Annotated in this window: 34 protein-coding genes; 7 read left to right on the top strand and 27 right to left on the bottom strand. The window is 49.2% G+C overall.

The window, feature by feature from the left end:
* From ABD07_RS00420 to ABD07_RS00290, 27 genes are all read right to left on the bottom strand, one after another.
* A complete protein-coding gene (locus ABD07_RS00420; RefSeq protein ID WP_160816646.1) occupies positions 1-393 on the bottom strand; it encodes a hypothetical protein in 393 nt (130 codons plus the stop codon).
* 17 nt (positions 394-410) lie between these two features.
* Complete coding sequence (locus ABD07_RS00415) at positions 411-821, bottom strand: hypothetical protein (RefSeq protein WP_160816645.1); 411 nt, start codon at positions 819-821, stop codon at positions 411-413.
* Between the two features lie 111 nt (positions 822-932).
* Positions 933-1,397 carry a phage tail protein gene (locus tag ABD07_RS00410; RefSeq protein WP_160816644.1) on the bottom strand — a complete coding sequence of 155 codons (465 nt, stop codon included), beginning with the start codon at positions 1,395-1,397 and terminating at the stop codon, positions 933-935.
* Between the two features lie 98 nt (positions 1,398-1,495).
* On the bottom strand, positions 1,496-1,897 hold the full coding sequence (locus tag ABD07_RS00405) for a hypothetical protein (protein WP_160816643.1): 402 nt from the start codon (positions 1,895-1,897) through the stop codon (positions 1,496-1,498).
* Positions 1,894-2,466, bottom strand: coding sequence for an HK97-gp10 family putative phage morphogenesis protein (locus tag ABD07_RS00400; protein ID WP_160816642.1), 573 nt, complete (start codon positions 2,464-2,466; stop codon positions 1,894-1,896). The genes ABD07_RS00405 and ABD07_RS00400 overlap by 4 nt, the downstream gene beginning before the upstream one ends.
* Complete coding sequence (locus ABD07_RS00395; RefSeq protein ID WP_160816641.1) at positions 2,463-2,789, bottom strand: head-tail adaptor protein; 327 nt, start codon at positions 2,787-2,789, stop codon at positions 2,463-2,465. The genes ABD07_RS00400 and ABD07_RS00395 overlap by 4 nt, the downstream gene beginning before the upstream one ends.
* Entirely contained in the window at positions 2,786-3,388 is a 603-nt protein-coding gene (locus ABD07_RS00390; protein ID WP_160816640.1) for a motility associated factor glycosyltransferase family protein, read from the bottom strand. The genes ABD07_RS00395 and ABD07_RS00390 overlap by 4 nt, the downstream gene beginning before the upstream one ends.
* Before the next feature lies 1 nt (position 3,389).
* Complete coding sequence (locus ABD07_RS00385) at positions 3,390-4,313, bottom strand: head-tail connector protein (RefSeq protein WP_160816639.1); 924 nt, start codon at positions 4,311-4,313, stop codon at positions 3,390-3,392.
* A 3-nt stretch (positions 4,314-4,316) separates the two neighbouring features.
* Positions 4,317-4,541 carry a hypothetical protein gene (locus ABD07_RS00380; protein ID WP_160816638.1) on the bottom strand — a complete coding sequence of 75 codons (225 nt, stop codon included), beginning with the start codon at positions 4,539-4,541 and terminating at the stop codon, positions 4,317-4,319.
* Between the two features lie 2 nt (positions 4,542-4,543).
* Positions 4,544-5,026 (bottom strand): hypothetical protein, encoded by a 483-nt coding sequence (locus tag ABD07_RS00375; RefSeq protein WP_160816637.1) that lies wholly within the window; start codon positions 5,024-5,026, stop codon positions 4,544-4,546.
* 62 nt (positions 5,027-5,088) lie between these two features.
* On the bottom strand, positions 5,089-5,532 hold the full coding sequence (locus tag ABD07_RS00370; protein ID WP_160816636.1) for a hypothetical protein: 444 nt from the start codon (positions 5,530-5,532) through the stop codon (positions 5,089-5,091).
* A 56-nt stretch (positions 5,533-5,588) separates the two neighbouring features.
* Entirely contained in the window at positions 5,589-6,815 is a 1,227-nt protein-coding gene (locus ABD07_RS00365) for a phage major capsid protein (RefSeq protein ID WP_160816635.1), read from the bottom strand.
* A 120-nt stretch (positions 6,816-6,935) separates the two neighbouring features.
* The gene (locus ABD07_RS00360) at positions 6,936-7,508 is read right to left on the bottom strand and encodes an HK97 family phage prohead protease (protein WP_160816634.1); all 573 of its coding nucleotides are present in this window, start codon (positions 7,506-7,508) and stop codon (positions 6,936-6,938) included.
* The gene (locus tag ABD07_RS00355) at positions 7,501-8,841 is read right to left on the bottom strand and encodes a phage portal protein (protein WP_160816633.1); all 1,341 of its coding nucleotides are present in this window, start codon (positions 8,839-8,841) and stop codon (positions 7,501-7,503) included. The genes ABD07_RS00360 and ABD07_RS00355 overlap by 8 nt, the downstream gene beginning before the upstream one ends.
* A gap of 154 nt (positions 8,842-8,995) precedes the next feature.
* Positions 8,996-10,720, bottom strand: a complete 1,725-nt coding sequence (locus ABD07_RS00350; protein WP_160816632.1) for a terminase large subunit — start codon at positions 10,718-10,720, stop codon at positions 8,996-8,998.
* Entirely contained in the window at positions 10,677-11,144 is a 468-nt protein-coding gene (locus tag ABD07_RS00345) for a phage terminase small subunit P27 family (protein ID WP_160816631.1), read from the bottom strand. The genes ABD07_RS00350 and ABD07_RS00345 overlap by 44 nt, the downstream gene beginning before the upstream one ends.
* Positions 11,145-11,256: 112 nt before the next feature.
* Positions 11,257-11,586: an HNH endonuclease gene (locus ABD07_RS00340; RefSeq protein WP_160816630.1), complete on the bottom strand. Its 330-nt coding sequence runs from the start codon at positions 11,584-11,586 to the stop codon at positions 11,257-11,259.
* A gap of 46 nt (positions 11,587-11,632) precedes the next feature.
* A complete protein-coding gene (locus ABD07_RS00335; RefSeq protein ID WP_160816629.1) occupies positions 11,633-12,055 on the bottom strand; it encodes a hypothetical protein in 423 nt (140 codons plus the stop codon).
* Positions 12,056-12,066: 11 nt separating this feature from the next.
* Positions 12,067-12,246, bottom strand: coding sequence for a hypothetical protein (locus ABD07_RS00330; protein ID WP_160816628.1), 180 nt, complete (start codon positions 12,244-12,246; stop codon positions 12,067-12,069).
* A gap of 16 nt (positions 12,247-12,262) precedes the next feature.
* Entirely contained in the window at positions 12,263-12,541 is a 279-nt protein-coding gene (locus ABD07_RS00325) for a hypothetical protein (protein WP_160816627.1), read from the bottom strand.
* 257 nt (positions 12,542-12,798) lie between these two features.
* Positions 12,799-15,231, bottom strand: a complete 2,433-nt coding sequence (locus tag ABD07_RS00320) for a VapE domain-containing protein (protein ID WP_160816626.1) — start codon at positions 15,229-15,231, stop codon at positions 12,799-12,801.
* On the bottom strand, positions 15,228-16,274 hold the full coding sequence (locus tag ABD07_RS00315) for a BRO-N domain-containing protein (protein WP_205010640.1): 1,047 nt from the start codon (positions 16,272-16,274) through the stop codon (positions 15,228-15,230). The genes ABD07_RS00320 and ABD07_RS00315 overlap by 4 nt, the downstream gene beginning before the upstream one ends.
* Positions 16,275-16,337: 63 nt before the next feature.
* A complete protein-coding gene (locus ABD07_RS00310; protein ID WP_160816625.1) occupies positions 16,338-16,772 on the bottom strand; it encodes a hypothetical protein in 435 nt (144 codons plus the stop codon).
* Positions 16,747-16,956, bottom strand: a complete 210-nt coding sequence (locus ABD07_RS00305) for a hypothetical protein (protein WP_160816624.1) — start codon at positions 16,954-16,956, stop codon at positions 16,747-16,749. The genes ABD07_RS00310 and ABD07_RS00305 overlap by 26 nt, the downstream gene beginning before the upstream one ends.
* Positions 16,956-17,438, bottom strand: a complete 483-nt coding sequence (locus ABD07_RS00300) for a phage regulatory CII family protein (RefSeq protein WP_160816623.1) — start codon at positions 17,436-17,438, stop codon at positions 16,956-16,958. Before ABD07_RS00300 ends, ABD07_RS00305 begins: the two co-directional genes overlap by 1 nt.
* A gap of 226 nt (positions 17,439-17,664) precedes the next feature.
* Complete coding sequence (locus tag ABD07_RS00295; protein ID WP_160816622.1) at positions 17,665-18,054, bottom strand: hypothetical protein; 390 nt, start codon at positions 18,052-18,054, stop codon at positions 17,665-17,667.
* A 257-nt stretch (positions 18,055-18,311) separates the two neighbouring features.
* A complete protein-coding gene (locus ABD07_RS00290) occupies positions 18,312-18,599 on the bottom strand; it encodes a Cro/CI family transcriptional regulator (protein ID WP_164502707.1) in 288 nt (95 codons plus the stop codon).
* Between the two features lie 94 nt (positions 18,600-18,693).
* Between ABD07_RS00290 and ABD07_RS00285 the strand changes: the two genes are divergently transcribed.
* The 7 genes from ABD07_RS00285 to ABD07_RS00250 all read left to right on the top strand — a co-directional run bounded on the left by ABD07_RS00285 (position 18,694) and on the right by ABD07_RS00250 (position 23,732).
* On the top strand, positions 18,694-19,173 hold the full coding sequence (locus ABD07_RS00285; protein ID WP_160816621.1) for a helix-turn-helix domain-containing protein: 480 nt from the start codon (positions 18,694-18,696) through the stop codon (positions 19,171-19,173).
* A 63-nt stretch (positions 19,174-19,236) separates the two neighbouring features.
* Entirely contained in the window at positions 19,237-19,749 is a 513-nt protein-coding gene (locus ABD07_RS00280; protein ID WP_160816620.1) for a hypothetical protein, read from the top strand.
* Positions 19,750-19,774: 25 nt separating this feature from the next.
* Complete coding sequence (locus ABD07_RS14855) at positions 19,775-20,332, top strand: PEP-CTERM sorting domain-containing protein (RefSeq protein WP_240142348.1); 558 nt, start codon at positions 19,775-19,777, stop codon at positions 20,330-20,332.
* A 23-nt stretch (positions 20,333-20,355) separates the two neighbouring features.
* Positions 20,356-20,700: a hypothetical protein gene (locus ABD07_RS00270; RefSeq protein ID WP_160816619.1), complete on the top strand. Its 345-nt coding sequence runs from the start codon at positions 20,356-20,358 to the stop codon at positions 20,698-20,700.
* 12 nt (positions 20,701-20,712) lie between these two features.
* Positions 20,713-21,150, top strand: coding sequence for a hypothetical protein (locus tag ABD07_RS00265; protein WP_160816618.1), 438 nt, complete (start codon positions 20,713-20,715; stop codon positions 21,148-21,150).
* A 1,228-nt stretch (positions 21,151-22,378) separates the two neighbouring features.
* The gene (locus tag ABD07_RS00255; protein WP_160816616.1) at positions 22,379-22,963 is read left to right on the top strand and encodes an FxDxF family PEP-CTERM protein; all 585 of its coding nucleotides are present in this window, start codon (positions 22,379-22,381) and stop codon (positions 22,961-22,963) included.
* Between the two features lie 562 nt (positions 22,964-23,525).
* Positions 23,526-23,732, top strand: coding sequence for a hypothetical protein (locus ABD07_RS00250; RefSeq protein ID WP_160816615.1), 207 nt, complete (start codon positions 23,526-23,528; stop codon positions 23,730-23,732).
* Positions 23,733-23,962: the final 230 nt, after the last annotated feature.

Here is a 23,962-nt window from a genome sequence, read left to right as displayed (position 1 = left end):
TTATATTTCCGCCAGTTTCCTGATCGATGCTTTGGAGCGCATTGCGTTTCTATATGCGCCGGTCATGTAGTACGGTGCTTCAATCCACGGTGTTGCAGCATTAGGTTCGCGCGCTTTGTACGATTCGCTCAAATAGGTTTCGGACAAACGCTTGATGGTGAGTATTTCCCAGGTGTTTAGCTCGATCCCGGTGTTGCGCTGGTAGCTGTCGATTTCGCCGTGTGTTGTTGCTTGATCACCTAGCGTGATGCCGATATCGAACAGGTGATTGATGACGTACTGCGCATCGCATTCCGGCATTTCGACATCCAGTTTGTTTTTCTCAAACTCTTCGCGCCGCGATAGTTTGTTCTTTCCGCCCTCTTCATCCGGCACGGCGTTGAGCCATGCCAAATGTTTGACGAATAGTTCTAGTTCGTCGTAGAGGGCTTGGTAAAATTAACCCAGTCGCTGATGTGCTTTACCACCTGATCGGCGATGAAACCGATGGTGATATCGGAATACACGGCAATTGACAGTTCTCTACCGGTCAGTTCACCGTATTCCAAGTTGTCCCAGCTTTCGGTGCAGTCACTGAGGAACTGGGCCGACTCAGCGGCGCGCTGTTCGGCTGATTGTTCGGTTTTGCCTTTGCGTTTCAGCTTGTCAACCATGCGGTTGCTCTGCGCTGCCTGAGCCCGGGCGTATTCTTTTGAGCCGGGGCCGTACAGATTCACGGTGATCGGCTTGGTTTTTTCTTCATCCGCGTACATAAGTTCATCGTTCGCATCGCGCAGGTGCAGTTCTGAGGTTGGCGAAACGGCAAATTTTCTGATATCCATGTTATTTCCTCTCCGTGAGATTTAAAGATGCCCGTGCCAGCCTGCGCTTCCCACGGATAGGAAGACACAGGCCGGCCGGTGCCGGGTTGCGTGGGTTAGCACGCCAAACTATTAAGATGCTGGAACGATCACCGGTTTCTTGCAGATTTCGAGACTCACTGCTACTTTGCTCAAGTCGTTCACCGACCCGTCTTGATATTCAAATGACGAAACCAGGGCATCCATGTAGTGGATCTCACCATCCGGATAGGCCATTTTTATGCTGTAGTGATTATTCGATTCGGACGCAGTATTCAACAGCGCCTGCCCCGTGTTGCTAGGAATAGAACCAATTACAAGCTGCATGCTGCCGTAATCTTTAGAGCCCTTAACCTTTGCCACAACAGCCGTGTCGACTGGCGTGTGCGTACCGATATTCGCTTTTACGCCGTGATTGCCATAGGTTTCTATTTCGCCCACCGCTGTCCACGTGATGGTTGTGGCGCCATATCCCGCGGCGTCGTATGTGGCAGGCAATCCTGCGCTGAGTGATAGCGTTGCGCCGCTGATCGATATTACTGATGTACGTCCTGGCATTTGTTTGTACCCCTCAATCGCCTCGCGGCGTCAAAAAATAAAAAACCCGGCGATGTCTTGCGACAATGGCCGGGGCCTACAACTAAAAATCTAATCTGTTACGAAATCCAGTTCACGATGAAATCATGCGATTGCGAGCAAATCTCCGTTTCCGGATCCCGCAAATCCGGACCTTCATTATCAGGAATCACTGAATCACATTTGAAACCGGCATATGTACCGCGCGCATAAGTGCTGAATGCACCCTTAACCAATTTCATGACCGATTTAACCTGCGGGTATTTATTCGCTTCAATGGTCACCTGCACGCGCTCGCGGGTTAATGATCCCGGCGCGCCAACCGGCCTGAACGAGTTGACTCCGCTCACTTGCGTGATCGATATCGCTGGAAGTTCTGCGCCGATCGGCACAACGCCAGCCATAATGCGATCAGCCGGTATTGCTGTCGTGAGCGTGGCGTCATTGACCAGTATGCTGCGGATGATGGCTACACCGCTCATTCTTCAGCCTCGATAACAATACCTGAAGTGTCCAGGCCATGCTTTTTCTCAAGGCGCATTTTTATATAGTTACCGGCGGCCACAATCGCTCTGGTTCCTTCAGTATCCAACGCTGGCCTTAAAAAAGGTTTCGGTTTGGCGCCAGGGTGCTTTATTACAGGTCCTACAAAATTGCCTCCTATCATCAGAACCCTGCGATTGACAGTCGTCATGGATTCGCGGACTAACTCTCCACGCTTTGCAGATAATCTATAATTTATTTTCTTCTCTTCTTCTTGAACCTTTATCAAATGCGGGCGAGTACCGAACTCAACCCACATCGCAACATAACCATGATAACCACCCGTAACAAGTGAAGCCCTAATAATGCCTTCTCGAATTCTTGTATAAACTCTCAATCCTGATGCCAACTCGCCAGACTGATTTTCAATGCTCATTTTGGCTTTATCTTTAACAACACTCATGCCAGCACGTAGAGCGCCGCGCATGATGTTCGCTTCCATCTTCGCAGGCAGTTGATCCATAAATTTTTGCAGCTCATCCAACCCTTTTACATAAATTTCAGTCATGACGTATAAACCTCAATGACACATTCCATGTATTCATGCTGTCCTAGTTCAGCCGGGCCGCCGACGATTTGATGCGCCACGTTATTCAGCATGATGCGCATGGATGAATCGATATCGTCACGGTAGCGAAATCTGATCCGGCTTTGTTTTGTTCCAACAGCAAGGCCATTCTTTACCGCCTCGGAACGGCTGGGCAACACGTCTTGAACATTGCACCAAACCACCGCGAGAAGCTGCCAGGTCTTTTCCGCCGATCCGTATACCGGGTCGATGGAATTCACCGGCTTTTCAATGCGGCAGCGACGGTCTAGTTTGACGATCATTCGGGTGCTTTCTCAGTCTGCGGAAATGTTTTCGGATCAATCTCAGATCGGCGCGGCGGTTTTGATCCTGGTTTCTTGATCTCGCTATCGATGCGCTCAACTTCCACGCCATTCGCGCGCAGTTCTGCAGTGATTTGTTCCAGTCCTTCTTTCAGTCCGCGGAATCCGGTTTGCGCGTGGATTTCTTCGTATCTTTCCGGATCGAACCCGAGCAGGATGATTTTCTTTGCTCCGGCCATGTATGCAATGCGGATGGCTGCCAGCGCGTTGTTCCGGATGTGGATCGTCTCGAATTGCGACATGCGCACGGTTTCGTACAGCATGCCGGGGTACAGCGCATCAAATCCGTCATGCTCGACACCGATGATGCGCATGCCTTTAAATCCAAGATTGTCCGCTTCTTCCCAAAACGGATGATGCGGATCGAGCGCAACGAACATATCAGCCCATGGCGCGAATTTAATTGCGCGGTTGCAGGCGATAGTCTTGAACCCTTTGGCTTTGGCTGCGAGCTCTTCCGTCATGTCAGGCCCGGCGCCAAGGATGGCAACGGTTTCACCGAACCATAGATCGGCTGGGATTGTCCATTTGGTTGTCATCTCATACTCCGTAAACGCGTTCCGGTTCGAGCATTCCGTCTACATAAGAATGCGGAAACTCGGTCACGATGTTGCCAACGTTGACAGGGTCACGATTGTCGTACGCATGCTTGATGCGCTTCAGCATCCAGTCCCTGACGCATTCCGGAACATCGGCAGCGGTTCCGTACCCTGCAACAAAGCGGATGCGGACGGCATTCATTTGTTCGCGCGTTTCTGGCCATGTCTTGTTGTAAGCCGGGGTGATCCGTGCCGGGGCTCCAACTGAATCGACTTGATAATCCGATGCAGACAACGTTTGTTCGATGCCGTTGCCATCGGTGTACACAATCGATGTGACCGACTGCAACGGCGGCATGCGGATTTCCCAGCTTTCAAAACAATCCAGGTACATGTCAACCGTTTGCGTGATCAGGTAGCGCTTGAGGATTGATTCCGCTTTTTGCCGGACTGCTGAAATCAGCAGGCGCAATTCCGGATCACCGGTTGCGTTCGTGCTGGGAACGGATGCGCCCAGGTTTATATCCGCGATGTTGTCGGTGTACGTGGTTGCCGTGTTGTTTGCAATCGTTGCCAGCAATAAATAGGCTGATCCGTTCGCGGTAGTACGGTAGATTTTCCGGGCTGTTACGAGTGAGCCGCCCAATGGTATTCCGCTCAGTTCAATTTTCCCGTTGACCGATTTGTCCGATACGGTCACCGCTGCGGAGATGTCACCGCCCTGCGTTTCACCGTCCGCTGTGACAAACGTCACGCGGTACCGGTGCGCGCCGTTGTCGACATTACCGGAACCGGAACCGAGCGCAACCGATGGCGCGCCCGGCGCCGGTTCCTGGTTTACCGTGTCGATCCGGCAGCGTTGCATGACTTCCGCAACGGTTACCGGCTCTGTGGCTGGCGGTGTGTAGACTACGAGCGATGGCATTGGTTAAGGCTTTTTAGGTTTTGCGGATTTCTTTTCCGGCTGCGGCGTGATGACTGCGGATGTTTCTGGTGGCTGCACCGTTGCCGTTTCAATCGTTTCAGATTTAAACGGTACGGCGTAACCGCCGCTGATCAAGTCAACCGCTTCGGATCCAGGCAGATCGATTACTTGACCAGACTGCACAGATCGCGCTGGCCCTGCCATGGTGGTAATCATTTTGATTTTCATGGCTAGGCAATCCGGTAGCTAACGTAAGTATCCGCCGCCGTTTTACGGGTACGCCAGCGCGATGAGTTACCGTAAACGCCACCGGTGGAAGAATGCGCGGATTGCACGATTGGATTGCCGACTATGGTGTGACCGGTACCGGCCGTGACGGTAATGGTATCCAATGCCGCAGCGGACAAGTTAATCAGCGACCAGTCAAAACTATCATCCGCCTCCAACGATAAACCGGCCGCCAGGAAAGCGGCGTCAATCAGCGAACCATCCGGCAGCGTGTAGGCCTGCGTTGCACCGGCGGCGTGCGTGCCGGTGATGATGGTGGTCAATAGTTCGGCAATGGTAAGCGTAACCGCTGTTGTTTTTGCCGTTGGTGCGGATTGCTTCTTGATGTCGTAGCCTTGGTTGCGGATCATGCCGGTTGATTTAACAACCAGTTCACGTCCGCCCTGTTTGTTGTAGACATCTGTTGTGTACTGTGAATCTGCCATTTTCGCTCCCGATTAATCAGTTGTTGGATATTCAGCGGGTGATTGCTCACCCGTATCGATTATCAGGATGCAGCACCGAGACCAAGAGCGGCTGCCAGTACGGTTGCATCCAACGATACCGGCTTGCTGCGCGTTTGATATTGGATCGCGATAATGCCGTCAACAACCGCGTTCGCGGCGGTACGTGTTAGGGATGCAAAAATATAGCGTAGTTGCGGTTTTGGAACGTCCACAATCAGCAGTTTGTTATCCGCGTCGGATGCGGCTGCGGTGTAGGCGTCGGTTGCTTTTTGCGTGACCGGCGTCGGGGATGATGTGCTGTTGGCTGTGTTGCCCTTTGCCGTCAGTGTCAACACGCTGTTGACAGTAACATCTCCTAACAGGGCGATAAATATCACGCCGTCATATCCGGACATATCCAGCACCGAGCTTAAAACTTCCGTCTGCGCGGCTGCTGCTGAGTTTGCGACGCGCGATACTTTGCATTCTTTTAATAAATTTTGCATGGTTTCCTCACAGATTATTCGTAGTTTTCGGATCGCTGTGTTTCAGCGTTTGTGGATTAACCGAGTTTTATGCGGGCAAAGGCTTCTTCCAGTACTGGCATACCATCCACTTCAGCGCGGCCAATCAAGCCGATCTGGTTCGTTGCCGCGTACAACTCAACAAGCCGCTGCACTTCGATATTCATCGCGTCTGCAATCCAGTAGTAACTCAAATCCCCAAACAGACCAACATATAAACCAGACGTGAAAGTGTTCGGAACGTATTCACTCATGTTTACTGGGCGGCCTAACAGAATATCTGGCTCTCCTTCTCTCTTTGATGGCTGCCATAGATACTGACCTTCGCCATCTCTCAGTAGAGCAAGCTTCTTAACTGCATCGCGGTGGAATAGCCATTCACCGGTGCGCATGTATTGTTGTTTTACAGAGTACTTTGCGTTCTGCAGACCGTCGAAAGTTGGACTCGTTGGATCGTTCCCGGTAGAAACGTCACGTCCGGTTGAAATACCCGATGCGCTGGCAACAAACAAACCAAGCGGCTGATTGACGCCATTGCCAAGCAAAAATCCTTTTTCTTCTGCGATTCCGAACTTGTAGGCCAGCCGGTCGATTACTAGAGACTCCGACCCTGGAACAAGCGCTAGTAATTTATTACTGACTTTGATTCGCTTTGCCAGAGGACGCGGACGCAATTCCCGGCGCCCAAAACCCATGCCGTTATCTTCATTGCCGGTTCCCAATTCTGCCGTCCAATCAGCGTCATCAGGATCTGAATCCAATGATGGAACACCAAGACTGTGAGCTTGTGGAACAGGGATCTTGGTGGCTTTATTGCGGATCATCACGACATTGTCTATCGCTTTGATAAGTGCATTCGCCATTTGCATTGGCATTGCCAGAAAACCGCCAGTGGTTTGCTGATCTGCCTGCAATGCGCGTTTCTCATCGCCGCTCAGCCCATCTCGGCCAAATGTTAGGAAACTCATAAATGCGCTTCGATACTCTTCGGTTGCGCGCGGATCATTGGATGCTGAGGCCGTTTCTTTTCCGCTTGCGGTTTCGCGTAATTCTGCGGTTGCAAGAGCGCGTTCGGCTTCTTGTTGCCGCGCTTCTCTGTCGATTGCTTCTTTCACTTTGCTCGATCTGCCGATCAGTTCATCCCATTTGCCGGATTCTTCGACGGTCAGTTCACGCTTTTCGCTTTCTGCCTTATCCAAAATCTCGCGAGCTGCGTTTGTGACACGGTTTCTTTCTTCGATCAGTTCTCTGATTTTCTGTGACATTATTGTCTCCAAAAATTCCAGGGCAGTTAATGCAGTGGCATCCGCTGCCCTGTTCTCGCGGATTGCCTGAAAATAAAAAACCCGCTCGAGGCGGGTTGTGATTTTTTAATACCGTGTTCTTTAGATAACTTGCATTCGCCTTTTCATCAGGCCGATGCGGTAATCGTCTTTGTGTTTCGCCGTGATCAATTGCTGCATCGATCTGACGGCAACGTCTGTTTGCGGATAGGCCGGAAATGTTACCGGGGACACATCGAGCAGTTCCACTTCCAACAGTGTCCGAATCCACTCACCGCCAACCTCATCCCATGAGTCTTTGATTGTGCGGAACCCGAATGACATTTGATCGATGTCAGCGCGTTTCATCGAGATTTGGAGATCGCGAGAGAATGTTGTATCCGGCGGGTCTATTTCGATTGCCAGTCCGGTTGAGTCTTCTGTCATGCGCAGCGTTCCGGATTTGCTGCGACCCAGCACGAAATTAATATTGTGATTAAAAAGCGCACGAACATCGGCGGTCAGCAATGTTTTTGCGAACGCACCGCGCGCGATGCGCTCACGGAAACCCCCGAGATTTTCGGATAGCTGATCGAACACGGCGGCATGGCCGATGATCTTGGGCTGCGCGCCTTCTTGACCATCAAGCCGAAGTTCGTTCAGCTGATAATTTCTACGCTCGATATCATTATTCATTGCTGTTCCCTGGTAACGATGGCTCTTTCGGTTGCTTAGGCATTACTTTGCCCATATTGACGATGGATATCATATTCGACTGCACTGTGTAATCGTCCATGCCTTCGGTATTGCTGCGGTTGTATCCTTCGTCCCGGCGCACTTCATTGCGCGATTTCCAGCCGTTTTGCAGCGCCGATGAGTTAAACGCCGCACGCGCTGCGGAGTCTCCGCGCATGAGTCCGTCAAGGTCAAATTGCACGCAGTGCGTGCGTTTGCCATTGAATAGGTCACGCTGCATGTCTTGTTCCCATCGCACGCAGCCAGGGCGGATGGTGTCGGTTACAAATTCGATTCCTTGATGCTCGATGTTGTTGTTCGTGGATCGTTGCAGGTCGAACAGTTTATGCGGCGGGACTCCGAATATTCGGGCAATTTCCGCAACTTGCAGGTTGCGCGTTTCAAGGAACTGCGCGTCTTCTGATGTCATGCCGATTTGTTGCCACTCCAAGCCGTCCTCAAGTACTGCCGTTTTTCCGGTGTTACTGACACCGCCATGAGCCGCCTGCCATTCCTTTTTAAATCTTTGCAGCGCAATATCGTCTTTGAAATGCCCCGGCATTTTCAGAATGCCACCGGGCTTTGCGCCGTTGCTGAACAGCCGCGCCGCATGTTCTTCCGTTGCCAAAGATAGGCCGACTGCTTCCCGGCAATAGCTAATCGGGGAAATCGGTTTTATTCCATCGGATGCCATGAAATGCATCCAGTGCATATCGTCTTGCAGAATGACACGCTGCGGTCCGTTCGGCGGCGTATAACCAAATGCAATCTTGCCATCCGGGGCATGGAATGGGCGCACTCTATCCGGATGAAGCGGAATCAGTTGATCGATACCGCGCTTTCCTGAGCTGATTATTTCAGAGTAGCAGCAGCCGCGCAGGGCAAAATGCGCCGCCATCATTTCGCGCCATTGGAACGATGTCTGCCATTTGTTAGGCTGGTAAACGATGATGTCGTACAGCGGATGATTTTTGTCTGTTTCCAGGCCGCCATCCAGCATGAATTTATCCACCGTGACCGGCAGGCTGGCATACGTTCCTGATAGCAACGCCACCGCGCGGAAAACGGCTGTGACACGCATCGCTGAATCTGGCGTGACCGATACGCCCGAGTTTGCGTAGCCACCTGCGCCGAACCATTCCGCCAGAACAGGATCGCGCGGATGCGCGCTTGGCCCTATTGCTGAGCGCGTTTCTGCTTCAAGGTTTGAGATGAATCCCATTAGCGCGGCCTGGCTGTCCAGAAAAGCAGCAACCCGGATGAGATCAATCCAGCCGGTTGATAGATCATCCACGCACCGGCGCCGACCAATATGATCCCTAGGAAAAACATGCAATCGCGCGAATCCAGAGAGATCGTGAACGATGGATTTTTTATGTACGTTGCAATGTTCGCAATCAATAGCGAAATCAACAGGTACACGATATAAATTATATTTTCGTTCGGGGTCATACGAATAAAATTCCGCGCTGGTTGTAGATTGTCTCTTCCGGTTTTTCTTTGTGTTGCAACGCAACGCCCGCACCCATAACCGCCGCAACCATCAGATCGATGCGGCCTGTGGCTTTCACTTTCGATAGTTTCACGTTGCCCGCCGGGTCTTGTTCGATGACTGCATTCGCTGCGCACATGGTCAGGATTGGATGTCCGTTGTGGACTGCTTCTCCGTTCAGCAACACAGTTTCAAATGCCTCGCAGGCCGGGCTCATGTCTTTGTAACCTTGGCCGAACGGCACCATTTCTGGCAGCGGTATGTCGTAATCGGCTGCCATCTGAATGAGGTCTTCTATCCGCCATCGGTCAAAAGCTATGCATTGAATGTCGAAAAAGTCTTGCAATTCGTGCAGGCGTTTTAAAACATGCAGCTTGCTGATTGCATTCCCCGGAGTGGTTTCCAGGAAACCGGCCATTTTCCAGGTTGTGTACGGCGCGCGGTCTTTGTCTTCCCTGCTCCACAGTCCTTTTTCTGGAAGCCATGCGAACGGCACGAGGTGCCATGGATCGCCCTGCTGTTCCGGTTCTATCCATAACACCAGGCCTGTTAAATCCTGTGTAGACGATAGGTCAAGTCCGCCGTATGCGCGGCGGCCTTGCAGGTCGCGCCAGTCGTAAACTCTGCGCGCAGTTTGCCAGACGTCTCTGGATATCCAGGGATTTGAGGCTTCTGTCCATTGGCAGAAATTCAGCCGCCGCACGATGGCCTCTTTGCTGGGCATGCCTTTGGCGTCTTTGACCTGGCTGCGCAGGTATTTTTTGCCGGGCAGTCCGTGTATCAGGCTTGGGTTTGCCTTGGGCCAGCATTTTTCGTCGTTGAACGGATCGTCTGTTTCATCCAGCGCGCAGATGTACGCGAAGAATTCGTCGTCAACGATTTGTTGCGATGCTACTTTCACGCCGTAATCGTGCAACACGCCGCAGGGTGTTTTCTTGTCGCTGCCGCTGTTGGTAATCATCGACAGGATCGGCTGCTTGCGGAACTTGAACCCGGCTTTCATCATGTCGATGACTAGCGCTGTTTTGTGTTCGTGCACTTCGTCGATCAGTCCGGCGTGCGGGCGCGGTCCTGATTGGCCATCGTCCGATGATATCGGACGGAAGAAACTGCCGTCACCAAGGGTGTACGATAGGTTCCAGGTTTGTTCACCGACGCCGCTTTTTTTAATGACCGCGGATAGGTCTGGCGATTGATTGACCATCGCTACCGCATCGCGGAACAGGATCATTGCCTGATCTTTTTTCGTTGCGGCGGCGTATATTTCCGCGCGGCTTTCACCATCGGCAACCAGACAGTAAAGTCCTATCCCGGCTTGCAGCGGTGATTTTCCGCTACCCTTCGCTGTTTCTGTGTAGAGGATGCGGAACCGCCGCATGCCGTTTTCATCTACCCAGCCGAAGATGCTTCCTACTACGAATTTTTCCCATTCGAGGAGCTCGAACGGTTTGTTTTCATATTCTCCGCCATTGAGCTTGAGTACGTCCCGGTAGAATCCGATAACGCGCTCAACTTTTTCCAGGTCGAAAAAAAAGCCCCTTAGCGGGGCTCCTTTTAGGTCATCGATGTGTCTTTGGCATGCGGCCCTGACGTGCGGGCCTGCGATGATTTTTCCTGAGAGAACGTTGCGTGCGTATCTAGTTACTGGGTCGCGTGAAGTAGCCTTTACCTGGCGGTTCATTACCGAATAAGTCGCCTTGCGGCTGTATTGCTATTTTTGTCCGCGCCATTGGCGACATGCCAAATTGTTGCATGACCTGCATTGCTTGTTTAAAGCTCATGGATTGGATTGTGGTTTTTATCCATGCGTCTTTTTTGTCTTCTTCAGATCCTATGCCGCATTGATCTTCAATGGATTCTTTTGTCAGCTTTCTGTATCTGGCAAGCGCCTCGCATCCCATCGATAGCATTGGTATGTCTATCTTTGCGAGCAGCTTTGCTTTGCGAAGCTCAGGTGCAATTTCATTCCACACTTCTTTTCCCGCTTCAGATAGAAATGATGGCGGCGTCAGATCCGATAAATATTCCGGATCTGGCTCTTGCTTATTGAGCCCACGCTTACCGCGCCTTCCTTCATTTATTTTTGTAACTGTGGCTTTTGTCATTTCAGTGAGAGGCTATGATTAATACCCCCCCTATAAATTTTGCGGTTTCTGCAAACGAAGGCAAGGAGCGGTCTATAGTTTTTAGGGCTGGGAAGATTTTCACCGCCCCCGGTCAGTTGTTCCAGTGATGGTTTGAATCAATCGGGATTCCATCAACCGAGCAACCGGCATCTATTCCTGATTTTTCCAGCCGTTGTTTGTGGCTGTCATGGCAAACTTCGCAAAGCGCTTGCCAGTTCGATCGATCCCAAAACAATTCTTGATCACCGCGATGCGGCTTGATGTGATCGACAACAGTCGCATCAACAATATAGCCGCGCTCTTTATGATCAATGCAAAGCGGATTATCCTTTAAAAATTCTTTTCTGGCTTTCTGCCACTTGTATCCATAACCGCGCGCCGCAGATGATTGTCTATCATCATATCTGCGGGGTTTAGGCATAAAAAAAGCCAGCTCTAGGCTGGCTTGGTTGTGTCTTAAAATCGTACTACACCGTTTGCGGGCGCACTGACGAACAATTTAGCGGATTTATACTATAATCGTGCACGACACGCAAGTTTTTATTCAAAATGTTCGCAAACATTTTCTTCGCATCGGCCAGATAGTTATGGTAAGAACGCTTGCAAACCCCGCACTGATGCGCTTTAACAGCCACCGAACTGTAAGCCAGCACATACTCAACCCGGATGACAACCTGCGGAATCAACGGCAACAACTCCACAGCATCGTTAGTCTCGATGCACTCATGATCGATCTCACCGAACCGATCATGATTATCACCAGCTGGAACCAGCCGCATAAAAGCAGACTGCGACGGGAATCCCAACGCAACCCCGCTTTGCATCTTCCAAGCACCCCAACGGCGTAACCGCGAATCAACCGAACCAGCATCCAAATCATAAATACCCATCGCGCACACTCCTATTTTTCGACAAACCACTTACACCGATGACCGATGCGCGGAACGCCAGCCTGCTGCGTCTCGTTACGCACATCGCCGCACAACACCCGATCAAACACCACCCGATGCGACACACACGCCCGGCACCCCAACTGATTAAACTCCGCATGCTCAAGCACATCAGCCGGGTCTCGGTACATAAAATGAGGCAAAGCATTACTTCGCACGTTTCATCCCCTTCTCACGCTCAGCCACAATCTCCGCATACGGGCGCGAATCCAGAACCATCTCGCTCAACTTAACCAAACCATCAGGATCAACAACAGACCGCTTGCCGATGCACCGGCCATGCTCTTCCGCGTAAACCAGCTTCACACCATTACCGAACTCAGCCCGTATCTTGTCAGCCACAGCCGTAACCTCTGGAAACAAAGCGCGCACTTGGTCTCTGCTAACAGGACCATCCTGCGGAACCGGATCAATCTTTTCACTCATCTTCCATACCTATAGACAGGTATGGAACAGGTGTGGAAGTTGGAGATCATTTATTCATGCACCTCTTCCATACATCCATACCTTCCATACTAAAAACACACATACGCATACACGCGCGCGCACACGCACGCGCACCCGCACGTATACACGCGGGAGGTGCCAGGTATGGAAGGTATGGAAGGTATGGAAGAACAAGCTTCCATGCGCCTTTCCAGGTTCCATACTTGTTCCATACCTCAAGCGAGGTATGGAAGTTTTTAGAAAGGAATGCCATCGGCAAACCCTCCATCAACACCCGTTCCATCATTCTTGTCCCCAGTTCCGCCCGGAGTAACCGGCGGCTGATACCAAAACCTGACGGCATTCGCCCTCTTCTCAACACGTTTACAACCCAGCATGATCAACGCCTTGCCAACGCGCGTTTGAATATCCCGCGTCAACCGCGCCGGATCGATCTTCAAACAATCCACAGCATCGATCATGCGAAACTCAGTAACCCTCTGAGCCACAAAATCAGCCAACAGCTCAACATAACTGTCAACCTGGTGGCGCATCATCTGCACAGGATCGAATATTGCTTTCTGTTCCTCAGACGTAGGCCAGAACCGCTTGCCCTGCTTGTACAACTCATAAGCCTCAGCAAACAATTGGTCACGCACCGCAGCCAATCCATCGCAGTCGATATCGTAAGAGCACTCAATCGGCCAGAATCGACGTCCGCCGGTCTCATCCTTATTCCAACCCCAGTTGACGTTTGTACTTCCCCCAAACACAAGCTGGCGCGGGCTGCGAATGTCCCTGCGACCATACGGCGGGCGGTACTCATCCACCTGCCGGGATAAAAACGACTTCTGCCGCGTAGCCTCAGCCCGGGCAATAGAATCCAACTCCGCAAACTCATACAACCACTTGCCGCGAATCGAACCCATAGAATCTTTATTGTTCAAATCCAGATCGGTATCGCCGAACCACTCCCCGGCCAAAACGCGCAACATCGCCGACTTGCGCCGCCCTTGCGTACCCTCAAGCACCAAGCAGCAATCAAACTTAACCCCCGGCTCCATCACCCGCGCGACCATCCCCATCAAAAACCAACGGGCAACACGCATCGTGTAGGGACTCTTGGCCGCGCCGATGTAATCGAATAGCCACTCATCCAGTCGCGGAACACCGTCCCACTTCAAAGAATTCAGGTAATTGCGCACCGGATGGAAACCATTCGCCCGCGCCAGCGCTTCGACGGCCTCCCCAACCTGCGCAGGCGTTGGAGCGAAACCATACTCACGGGTAAGCCACATCGAAGCCTGCACATCGTCGTTCGCCTCCCACTCACCAACAGCGCCGTAGTCAAATGGCGGCGGCTTTAATTTCTCGATGGTGTAGGCGAACTCATTAAACGCCAGCACGCCACTCCACCGCGAATCCGTGCGCAGAATGTCGTAAATATTAGCTAAACAAGCGCGTATCTCTCTGTCTCTATTCAACAAAAGCCCGTTATCGGAACGATTCACGGTGCCTTTTTGTAGTTGTTTCGTGGCTGGTTGCCGTACTTTTGAAATGAACGCAACCAAATCACCCCAATCCATCCCATCTTGAATAGCATCCGCAATATCCCAACCACCCGGCTTGTCACCAGGCTTTGGGATATCAACAAAACGAAAATCAACATCCGGATTAATTTCCAGCAGAATCTTGTGGATCTCTCGCATTGCACGCATACCCGGCTGATCGGATTCCGGCAGCAACGGCACGGAATCAGGATCAACACCGGTCGACTTCTCATGCCCAGTCAATTTCCTGCGCTGCGCGTCGCAATCAGCCCAGGCGAATATTTTCCTTCCAGCCAGTGGTGACCAATCAACTTTCTTAACCGCTTTCGTCCCACCAGGCCAGGTCACGGTTACATAGGTATCATGCAACACCGCATGCCCGGCATCCGCGCACTTCTCACCCTCAACCAACAACACCGGAAGATCGGGATACAAAGCCAGAATATCCAACCCATAAAGCGGACGCGGCTCAGGGAATCCCATCCACCGCCATTCCTGCTTGCCGTCATCGCGGTTGCGGCAGAAACTAACCGGCAGCGTTTCCTTTCCGCCATCGGACGTCACAAACCGGTAAACAAAACCATTAACGCGGGCATCGGATGACTGATAAATATAAACAGCATCAGGCCGCCCACGCACATAATGCGCAACCGGTGGAACCGGCGCATCGTCCGGTACCGGCATGATAGGAACCCAAGGGGTTTTGGCATGCTCACGCTGAATTTCGTTAAGCGGGATTTTTCCTGTTTTTTGTTGCGTTTTAGCTTGAGTCTTTGCTCCCGCGCTCGCATCAATCGAAGCCGTCTCGGTACCCCGCGCATCGCCACCCTCATCTATTACAACCCCAATCATCGCCGCCACTGCCCTGGCCGCAGCGATCTGATCCACAAAATTAATGTACGCATACAGGCTGATCAGATCGCCGCCGGAATCACTGGTGGCATTGTCGATCCACTTGCCAGTCCGCGCATTGATAACGAACGACCCAGGCCGCTTGTCATCCCGCGTAGGATTGCGCGGCTTGTACTCATCGCCCGACCACTCACCACCCGGCAACCACTCCGCCAGCCAGTGCCGCGCACTGCCTAATGCGGCGCTGGCGATTGAGTGGAAATCAATCGGAGGACGGCGCGAAGTCATTTCGACCCCAGCGCTTGGCTAGTTGGAATGTTTTGCGCTCTCAGTACGGTGTCCCATATTTCTGAAAGCGCTTCATCCGCCGTTATCAATGCCTCGCGCAACGCTTGCGCCTCAGCCAGCGGGCCGGAAACATCGTGACCGTCGACCCGCATTTCATTGAGCAAGCTCAACAACGGCGAAATGAATTTCTTCGTATTGCTCAGCATCTTGACGCTCAAGCGAGCGGAATACTTTTCTGTCGTGAAGTAAGGCTGTTCCAGCAGAGCCCGCGGGTAGTTGTAGCGTTTAGGCTGATTGGCCGGTTTTTCCGTTATTTGTTTTTTGCCGCCGGAATAACTGCCGGTTTTGCGAATGGCCGGGAGGATTTCTTCCATCACCAGCCGCTCAAATTTTTCCGCTTCCGGTTTCTTGGATTTGATGATCAGGCGATAAAGATTACCTTCGTTGATGAAGGTTACTTTACGATTCTGCCCACCTGACCTGATGTAACGTTTCGTTACACCAGCTTCACGGCAATGATCTTCAATTGCCTTACTGCTGTTTCTGTAGCCAAGTATGTTGCAAGCATCACTGGCAACGAACCACGGATTACCATGTTCATCAGTGACAGCGCGAATGGAAAGGGAATTAAAACTGAATACTACGGGCGCTTGAACGCCTAGAGGATTTTTACTCATGATGCGCGATCTCCAATTCGTTGAACGAACCGCCTTCCACGCTTCCAAACGTGGTGGACGGAACTGAACAGGTTGGAAGACCGGGATCGCACCGGCGAGCCTTGCGGCTCCCTGTCCAGCCCGCCCATAGAGAGCAACACCAGACAATAAAAAAGCCGCATTACACAAAGTTTGCGGCTCATCGCCGCGATCATCCAGGCTTCCAAACCTGATCACGGATTTTGCCGTGACATGCGCAGAATAATCCTGTGCGGATGAGTTTGTCAACAAAATCGAATTGTTGTAGGCTTTGCTCAAAGCATTGGAGCCCATATGAATCTTATTGACCGAATCAAAGCATGGTACGAAGGTAAATATATTCCGCATGAAAACGATCCAGACTCCTATCTCGTTTTCCTGGGTGGTCACCATGAGCGTCATTGGACAGCCTCACTTGCTCGCATCGTCATTGATTTTCTTCGCAGAGACTGGAGATGGTTCTTGGGATTCCTTATTGCTGTTGCCGGTCTCTATATTGCTTTCATTAAATTGTGAACCTCGCCGCAGCACTGAGTGAATACTCATATCATGTCTCAAGATCAGAACCTTAATTCCAGTGTCCAATAAGCAGGAAAAATTATCCTGCAAACATTTAGTTATTTCTCGATCAACCTCTCGATCAAACCTCAGAACCAAAACATCGCCAGAACTAATAGTTATTTCCTTAAATTCAATAAGTTCTTTAATATCACGCCGATATGCAGAATCGCTGCTCTTTGACAAAAAGAGATTTGAAATACATACGCCACATAAAAAAGCCACTATGTAAAAAAATAATTCCATAATCACAAAACCCAGATCACACCAACTTAGCCAAACATCCATGCGCGTACCCGACAACCATATCGCGCACAATACCGCCCCAATCGGTGCGCTTTTCAGCCGCAGCGATGTAATTAATTAACAACTGTTTACGGGTCAACTCGCATTCTGAAAAAAATCCCAATTTATCGATAAATTTCAGTTCTTGATCCGTTGTATGCGCGATCTCTTTTTTCTCGATTCCCATTACTTCCTCCGTTCTAATTCAGCAGGGTTAACCATCGATTCCAGCCGCGCGATCAGTTCGGCATCGGCGGCCAGGTATTCAAAATATTGTGCTCTAATCACTTCCAGTTCCAACAGATCGATGCGCCCATCTTTCAGCGCATCCCGGCAAGCTGCTGCCCATTGGCCGCGCTGTTCTTCCGATTTAAAAACCAGGTCCAGCAATTCTTGATCCGAGACACCGGCAAACCGCACCAGCGGGATACACACCATGAAACGCTGCTTGGCCAGCTCAATCGCGAACCGGTCCGTATCCAGAATCTCTTGCAGAATCTCAACCTCATCCGCGCGCAAATGATGCGTGTCGCACGTGGTGCTGACCTTTTTCTGCAACGTGTCCCCGGTCATTTTCGGGAAACCCATGCTGCGCATCCGTAGCGCCACCGCATCGCATCCGCCCTTGTAGCCGTGCACTTCCGCATAAATAATGTCTTTTAGAGCCATGCCGGTTTCCCCCGTTAAAACGCCGTTTTATAAAAATCTCAGATGCTGCATCATTAACCTGCACACTTCGGAAAATCCCGCTGCGCCAAAGGAAGGAAAACGCAGCGGGTCCCCTCATGCCGGCCCCTCCGAAACCGCCGCATGGGGAGCTCCACCAACCCATGCCCAATTAAGAAGGGACCATCACAACCTAAAATCGATAACCAAAAAGAAAAAACATGAAAAATCATTCCGCCATTTTTTCCGCATTCATTGGAAGTTTCTCCAATGTTGATAAACTAGGAAGTTCCCGCAACCCACTATCAACAGAGGAGAAACTATGCTCATTCCCGACGATCAAGTTATCGAACTTACCTGTACGAACTGCAATACAAACATCAAGCAAGAAGTCCGATGGTTTAAACAAGATGGTAATAGCTGCCCCGGGTGTGGTGACGCTATCGATGGTGGCCAATTTAGAGAGATCCTTAAGCAAGCGGATAGCATTGCTTTGGATTTCGGGAGAAGCATTAGCAAGATCGGCAAGTAATTCGTTAAATGTTGCGATTAGCTTTGACTCTTCAGGTTTTTCGAGAGCAAAGCTAATCACCCCATTTCTTTCATTCAAATTATCCATCGCTCCACCTCTATTGTTTGTTTGGTGTTACTGCGCTTGTTATGGTCATAGACTATGCCGGTCATTCGGATGTAGCCTTCTCCCAATAAATCCAAATCCCATCCAAAAAAACCGGCTACCCGCTAACGGGTAGTGCTGATAGGAATCAGCGGGCAGCCGGACAGTCATGGCCTCATCACTTACAGCACCGGTTCACCGGCATATCCCGCTTAAACGCTACCGAACGGGCGCGGCTCTGGTAACTGATAAAAACTAAATTAGGACTGGCATGAGCATGCACAAACACCATCAACCTCGGAAAGTTCTGGCCATATCTCTCTCCAATCAACCGGGAAAAGCATTCTGCGATTGATTCTTGAAGAAGTTTTTATCTCAAGTGAAACAGCCAGCCTTATCAATTTATCGTCTGGTATCTCGTTTTTGGTTTTCCATTCACTCACCGAAGGAGGTTTAATGCCTAGAATCTCAGCGACAATACTTGTCCCGCCAAGGGACTCGATTATTTCTTCCGCCGTTATCAGGCCGTCATTAATTGCAGTCTTCATAATTTTGTTTAGTTATTTACCTCCAATATTAGGCATGCCTTATTTAATTGTCAATAGGCATACCTTATTATTTTGCTGTTAGGATTACCTAACTATGAGTACACTCGCAGATAGAGTTAAAGAATGCTTAGAAGAACAGCCAGATAAGACTCAAATCGGGCTGGCAAAGGCCTGCGGAATATCCCCGCCATCGGTAAGCGACTGGGTAACTGGTAAAACAAAGAGTATGCAAGCCGAGAACCTGATTCCGGCATCAACTTACTTGAATGTCGATCCGCATTGGCTGGCAACCGGGATAGGGAAAAAACGCAAGACACTAGAAAACGGAGACCTTGCACCGCAGGAAAAACCAAGAAGTGAAATAAAAAGGATGCTGGTACAAATTATTGACAGCCTCAGCGATAAGGATCTGACATTCGACCTTGTTAGATTAATCAAGGAGGCCCTGATGGTGAAAAAGAAAAACATACCCCAAAGCACGGATGTACTTTTTGTTATCAACCATCCAAAACAAGAATACGAACTCACCGAAAGAGGCAAAAGCAAAGAAGCAAACGGGGAAAAATCAGAATAACGTTTTTAACATGAAAGACCGGTGTGAAACTGAACCATGCAAGTGTAAGAATGGATAATTAATATGGACATAACAATAATCTTGATCACTATTGCAATCTGTTATGTCCTTTTAAAACTCTCAAACCGCAAAACAACCAGCCGAAGCAAGATTACCCGGGCACCCCAAAAACGACAACGCAAACAAGAGAACCCAGAGACATTATTTGCATGGCCAGCACTGAACGAGTTTGAGTTTGAAGTTGTTGGGGAATCCTATTACCAACCGGCATTGGCAAAATTAGCAAACGAACACGCTGACAGTACCGTTGGAAACGAAGCAGCAAAACCATTAACCGCCCACTTGATCCCGGACGATTTTAACGAATACGACGATAAAGCAGTACGCGTCGAAATCAACGGCCTGCACGTCGGTCACCTGAGCCGGGAAGACGCCAGAAGATTCCGTCGGAGACTTGGTGCAAAGAAACTAACCGGGCAAACCACAACATGCGGCGCACTCATTACCGGTGGGCATATAGTCGATGGAAAGCAAGCGCATTATGGCGCCGTACTCGATCTAAAACCGTTTGAGTAAAAATAACTAAAAAAGGAGATTAACAATGAAAAATAAAATAATCCTGTCAGCACTCACAGCAACCCTATTAACAGCAGCCGCAACCGCCAATGCAACCCTGGAACCGCGCCTCAGCGGGATGGCCTACTACGACACAGACACCGGCCTGACCTGGGCGGCACCGGAACAGAATCTTACGCTAGGATTGAATTACTTTGAGTACGAGTCCTTCATGACGACATTTTCGCTCGGCGGGACCGGCGGGTGGGAAATACCAAAAGTGAGAGAGCTAATGGATTTCGCCGCCAACCACTCCATTATCATCGGATGGGGCGGCCCCGGATCAATCCCACTGCCGCCACTGGATAAGCCGGGCTGGGTTAATTGGTACTGGGTCTCGGACGTAATTGGCATAATCAACAGAACCGCATTCTCGCCCGGAATGCTCGACACATACCCTTTCTCGGATCCAGGAATCACCGGTTTCAGCGTTTGGCCAGTCCACCACGGCGATGTTCCCCTAGTTGCGGTACCAGAGCCATCAACCTACGCCATGCTGCTGGCCGGGCTGGGGTTGTTGGGGTTTAGTCTACGTGGGAAATAGCAACGGTTTAGAAGGGTAGAAATATGAGCGAAGAATCTGAGAAAGAACCTAAGAAAGAATCCAAGCTAATACCTGTCAGTCACAGGCAATCAAAAAATTTCATTAGCGATTTTGCGTCCAGCGTGAGTGTCACTATATCGACTGACGCGGAATTGTATTTTCTAACGTTTTCATCTGAAGTGGTTACAGTAACAACAGAATATGAACGGCTGCCCGCCGATGTAAATTTTACAAATCATGGTACTCCAGTAGATTTGAAAGTTGAGCATGTTGATATAGAGAAATTTATCGAGGACAAGGCCAGGATAACAATAACTAAAGAATCGCTTATAAAATTAAAAGAATTATTAGCCAGAATCCCAGTCTAATAGCTGATTAAAATGAATTCATATCACGACTCTACCACCAATAGTAAAAAAGTTGTGCCTATCAGATCGGCCGAACCGGTGTATACTTTTAAAAACAATGGCGGGAATGACGACGGTGACGGAATGGAAAGCAGAGTATCTGTTCTAGAAGAAAAATCTAGAACCATCGAATCCAATATTGGTGATATTAAAACCAATATTAGATCAATACTTATTGTTAGTATTACATTGCTTTTGGCGATTGCTGGGGCATTTTATGGTGTCTCCAAAGATTTGCATTCAACCGAATTAAAAATAATTACCCTGGATTATAAAGCTGAAAAAATCCAAACCGACGTTGGCTCGCTCACGCAAGAAGTCCGAGAAATTAAATCTGATATAACCTCCATCAAATCATCCCTTGATAAATTATCAGCTAGTGTAGATAAATTAGCTAACGACAAGAAATAACGCACCGCAAATCACACCCACTTACGCCCAGCTGCCAGCCGGGCTGGGGTTGATTGGTTTTAGTTTGAAAAACCAGACGAAAAGCAGCCGGGTTAACGCATAAAAAAATCCAGTGCGCCCTGTGAAAACGCACTGGATAATCTCGTTTCACGCGGTCTTAGTACTATGGTCAAGTAGTAAAACCATTTGCCTAATCAATAGGGAGTCTATTAATAGGCAGTTTTATTATGCATGAGTATCTCGTTTTAAACAGCAAGGGCAAGCACGTAAGGGGTTAAGCATAGTTGCAGGAAAGCGGAGAAATAAAGAAGCGCGTTTCCCAATGGGAAAGGAAACGCGCTTTAAAAGGGTAAACCCTGTCATTAACCCGGTTATTAAAACTTAGAGGGGATTGATAACCGGGGGATCGATTAAACAGCAAGTAAAAATCGAACCAATAACAGTGTATCAACTTGATAATGAAGTTTTTGTGATCGCAAGAAGAAACGAGAATATGACTAAAACCAAGCCCTGTATGGGTCGCAACAGGTAGAAAAAAAGAGGCGCGTTTTGAGTGAAAGGATAGAACCAAAACGCGTCTTATAAGATGGAGAAGAGAGAAGTGTTTTGAAAACCCAGCCTTCATATCCAAGGGGGAAAGAAGGCCGGGAGGTCAAATTACCGGTGAGAATAAATCTGACCTGTTGTTATGATGCGCTTCGGGGATTTTTATTTCTGTTCGTTATCGCACACATAAAGGTAAATTGCGCTTGGTCTAGTATTTAAATAGGTAATGACCCAGTTACCACAGATAGGAGTAAGGATAACTGGGAGATTCTGGAACGCATATCAGATTCCCAGAATCTTTTTATATGGTGCAACAATCAATGCAGCATGTCTGTGCGGAAAGTAACAAAAAAATCCAGTGCGCCCGGGCGAGCGCACTGGATTCAAACCGATTATTCCTCCGTACAAAGTATAACCAGTTTGTCTATCAAAACTAATTAGAGAGGTAGATTTCAATAGACGGTTTAACTATATATTAATCCCAAGTCTTGTTCTGTTCGCTACCGCACGCTCGTTCAAATGTCCATGAGTAGCATCTTCCTTAAAAATAAGCATAACCCTTATATCTATAAGGGTCTTCTAAACTATATAATAGAATTTCCTATATTCATAATTTCATTACTGGAATTTTGGAGCAGGAAAAACTGTTAGTACTAGTATGTAAAAATAAAAGGAGCAAAAAATGATTCTAAAAAAACTAGCGATATCAATGATCGCAACGGGGGCACTCATTTTCGGAAGTGCTGTTCAAGCAAATACCTATTCGTTTGGCCAATTATTATCTGGCGGCGGACCGGCAAGTGTTCACTTTGCCGACCTCAGTGCTACTGATGATGGCGGAGGAAACTGGACATTTACACTGACCACTTTGGATTTAGATGCAATCTTCGGCACTGGTTCATTTATTGGTACATTGGCGGTAGATGGCACAAAGCCAACATCTAGCTCAACCGATCTGGGTGGTGGCGTGACTGTTGTCGATCCTGCAAATGGTGGCGGCCCTGGTGGAAGTTTTGATTTCAGGTACGATTTCGGTAGCGGTGGAGCATCAGACAGACTCACAGCCAATGAGTCAGTAACCTGGCATGTTGGAGGTTTAGGATCTGATCCTTTACCGATTGATGGTCAGTTAGCATTGCATGTTCAAGCAACAAAATTTTCACCGGACTCTGCTTGGTACGTTTCACCAGTTCCGGAACCAGAAACCTACGCTATGCTTTTAGCTGGCCTAGGTTTACTTGGCTTCATGGCACGCCGCAAAAAATAATCAGCAGTCTCATTAAACTTTGATTCAATTCAGAACGGGAGCTTAGGCTCCCGTTCTGTTAATGAAAAAAAACCCTGCAGAACGTAGAACGCTCCACAGGGCCGCTTGCTTCTGATAAGGAATATGCTTAAACGGCACTCAGTTAATAATCTTTAGCAAAAAAATTCATCCACCAAATCCGTCCCGAGGGGTTTTTTGTTGTTTAATCTCACCCACCCATGCATCGCATTAACCGATTTGTTAGCAATCACACAGACACGGTCTTCCTAGAGGATACATAATAATTCTTTAAGATTGGAGAATTATCATGTATGAATTTACTAAAACTCAATCCACCGTCCCTCCTCTTCCAATACCTCCAGAAATAATACCTCCCCAGCCTAGACCACCTGAAATAATCCCTCCTGAGTATGACCCATCACCGCAAATTCCACCGCAACCACTTACACCAGAGAAAATTCCTCCAGACACTTACCCAGAAAAGGATTCTCCTCAAAAATAAACCAAGGCCGAACAAATCTGCGGCGACTTTTTAACCCCTAAAAATTATGGTGGAGTTTTGATGGTCATTAAGAATGTACAAATTATCGAAAAATCTACGAGCAAAGTGGTATTTGAATACCCTACTTATGAATCAGAAGGGCTTTCTAATGATAAGTACTGTGACGAAGCTTGGGGATTAGCGATCGAGGAAGGATTCGTGAATGAATTCAAGCGCGATGATTATGAAATCAAAGTGGTGACTGACGACGGCAAGTTAGATGATTGAATCATTAACAATTTCCTGATGATTCCTATGTGCGCCACTACACAGACACATTATTTCTTATGATTGCATAATGTTTCTTTAACCTCGGAGAACGACTATGAATCAATTAACTGGTGATCAAAAAGATAAAGATAAAAATGATAAGAATAAAAGCCCGAATAAGAAAAAATAACTTTTCTTAAAAAACCCGCCCCGAGCGGGTTTTTTGTTCGACCTAATGTCAGATCATC

It is taken from the genome of Nitrosomonas oligotropha, assembly GCF_009833085.1.
Taxonomy (GTDB): Bacteria; Pseudomonadota; Gammaproteobacteria; order Burkholderiales; family Nitrosomonadaceae; genus Nitrosomonas; species Nitrosomonas oligotropha.
The sequence above is the reverse complement of the archived record's forward strand: the minus strand, read 5'-3'. Positions and strand labels throughout refer to the sequence as shown.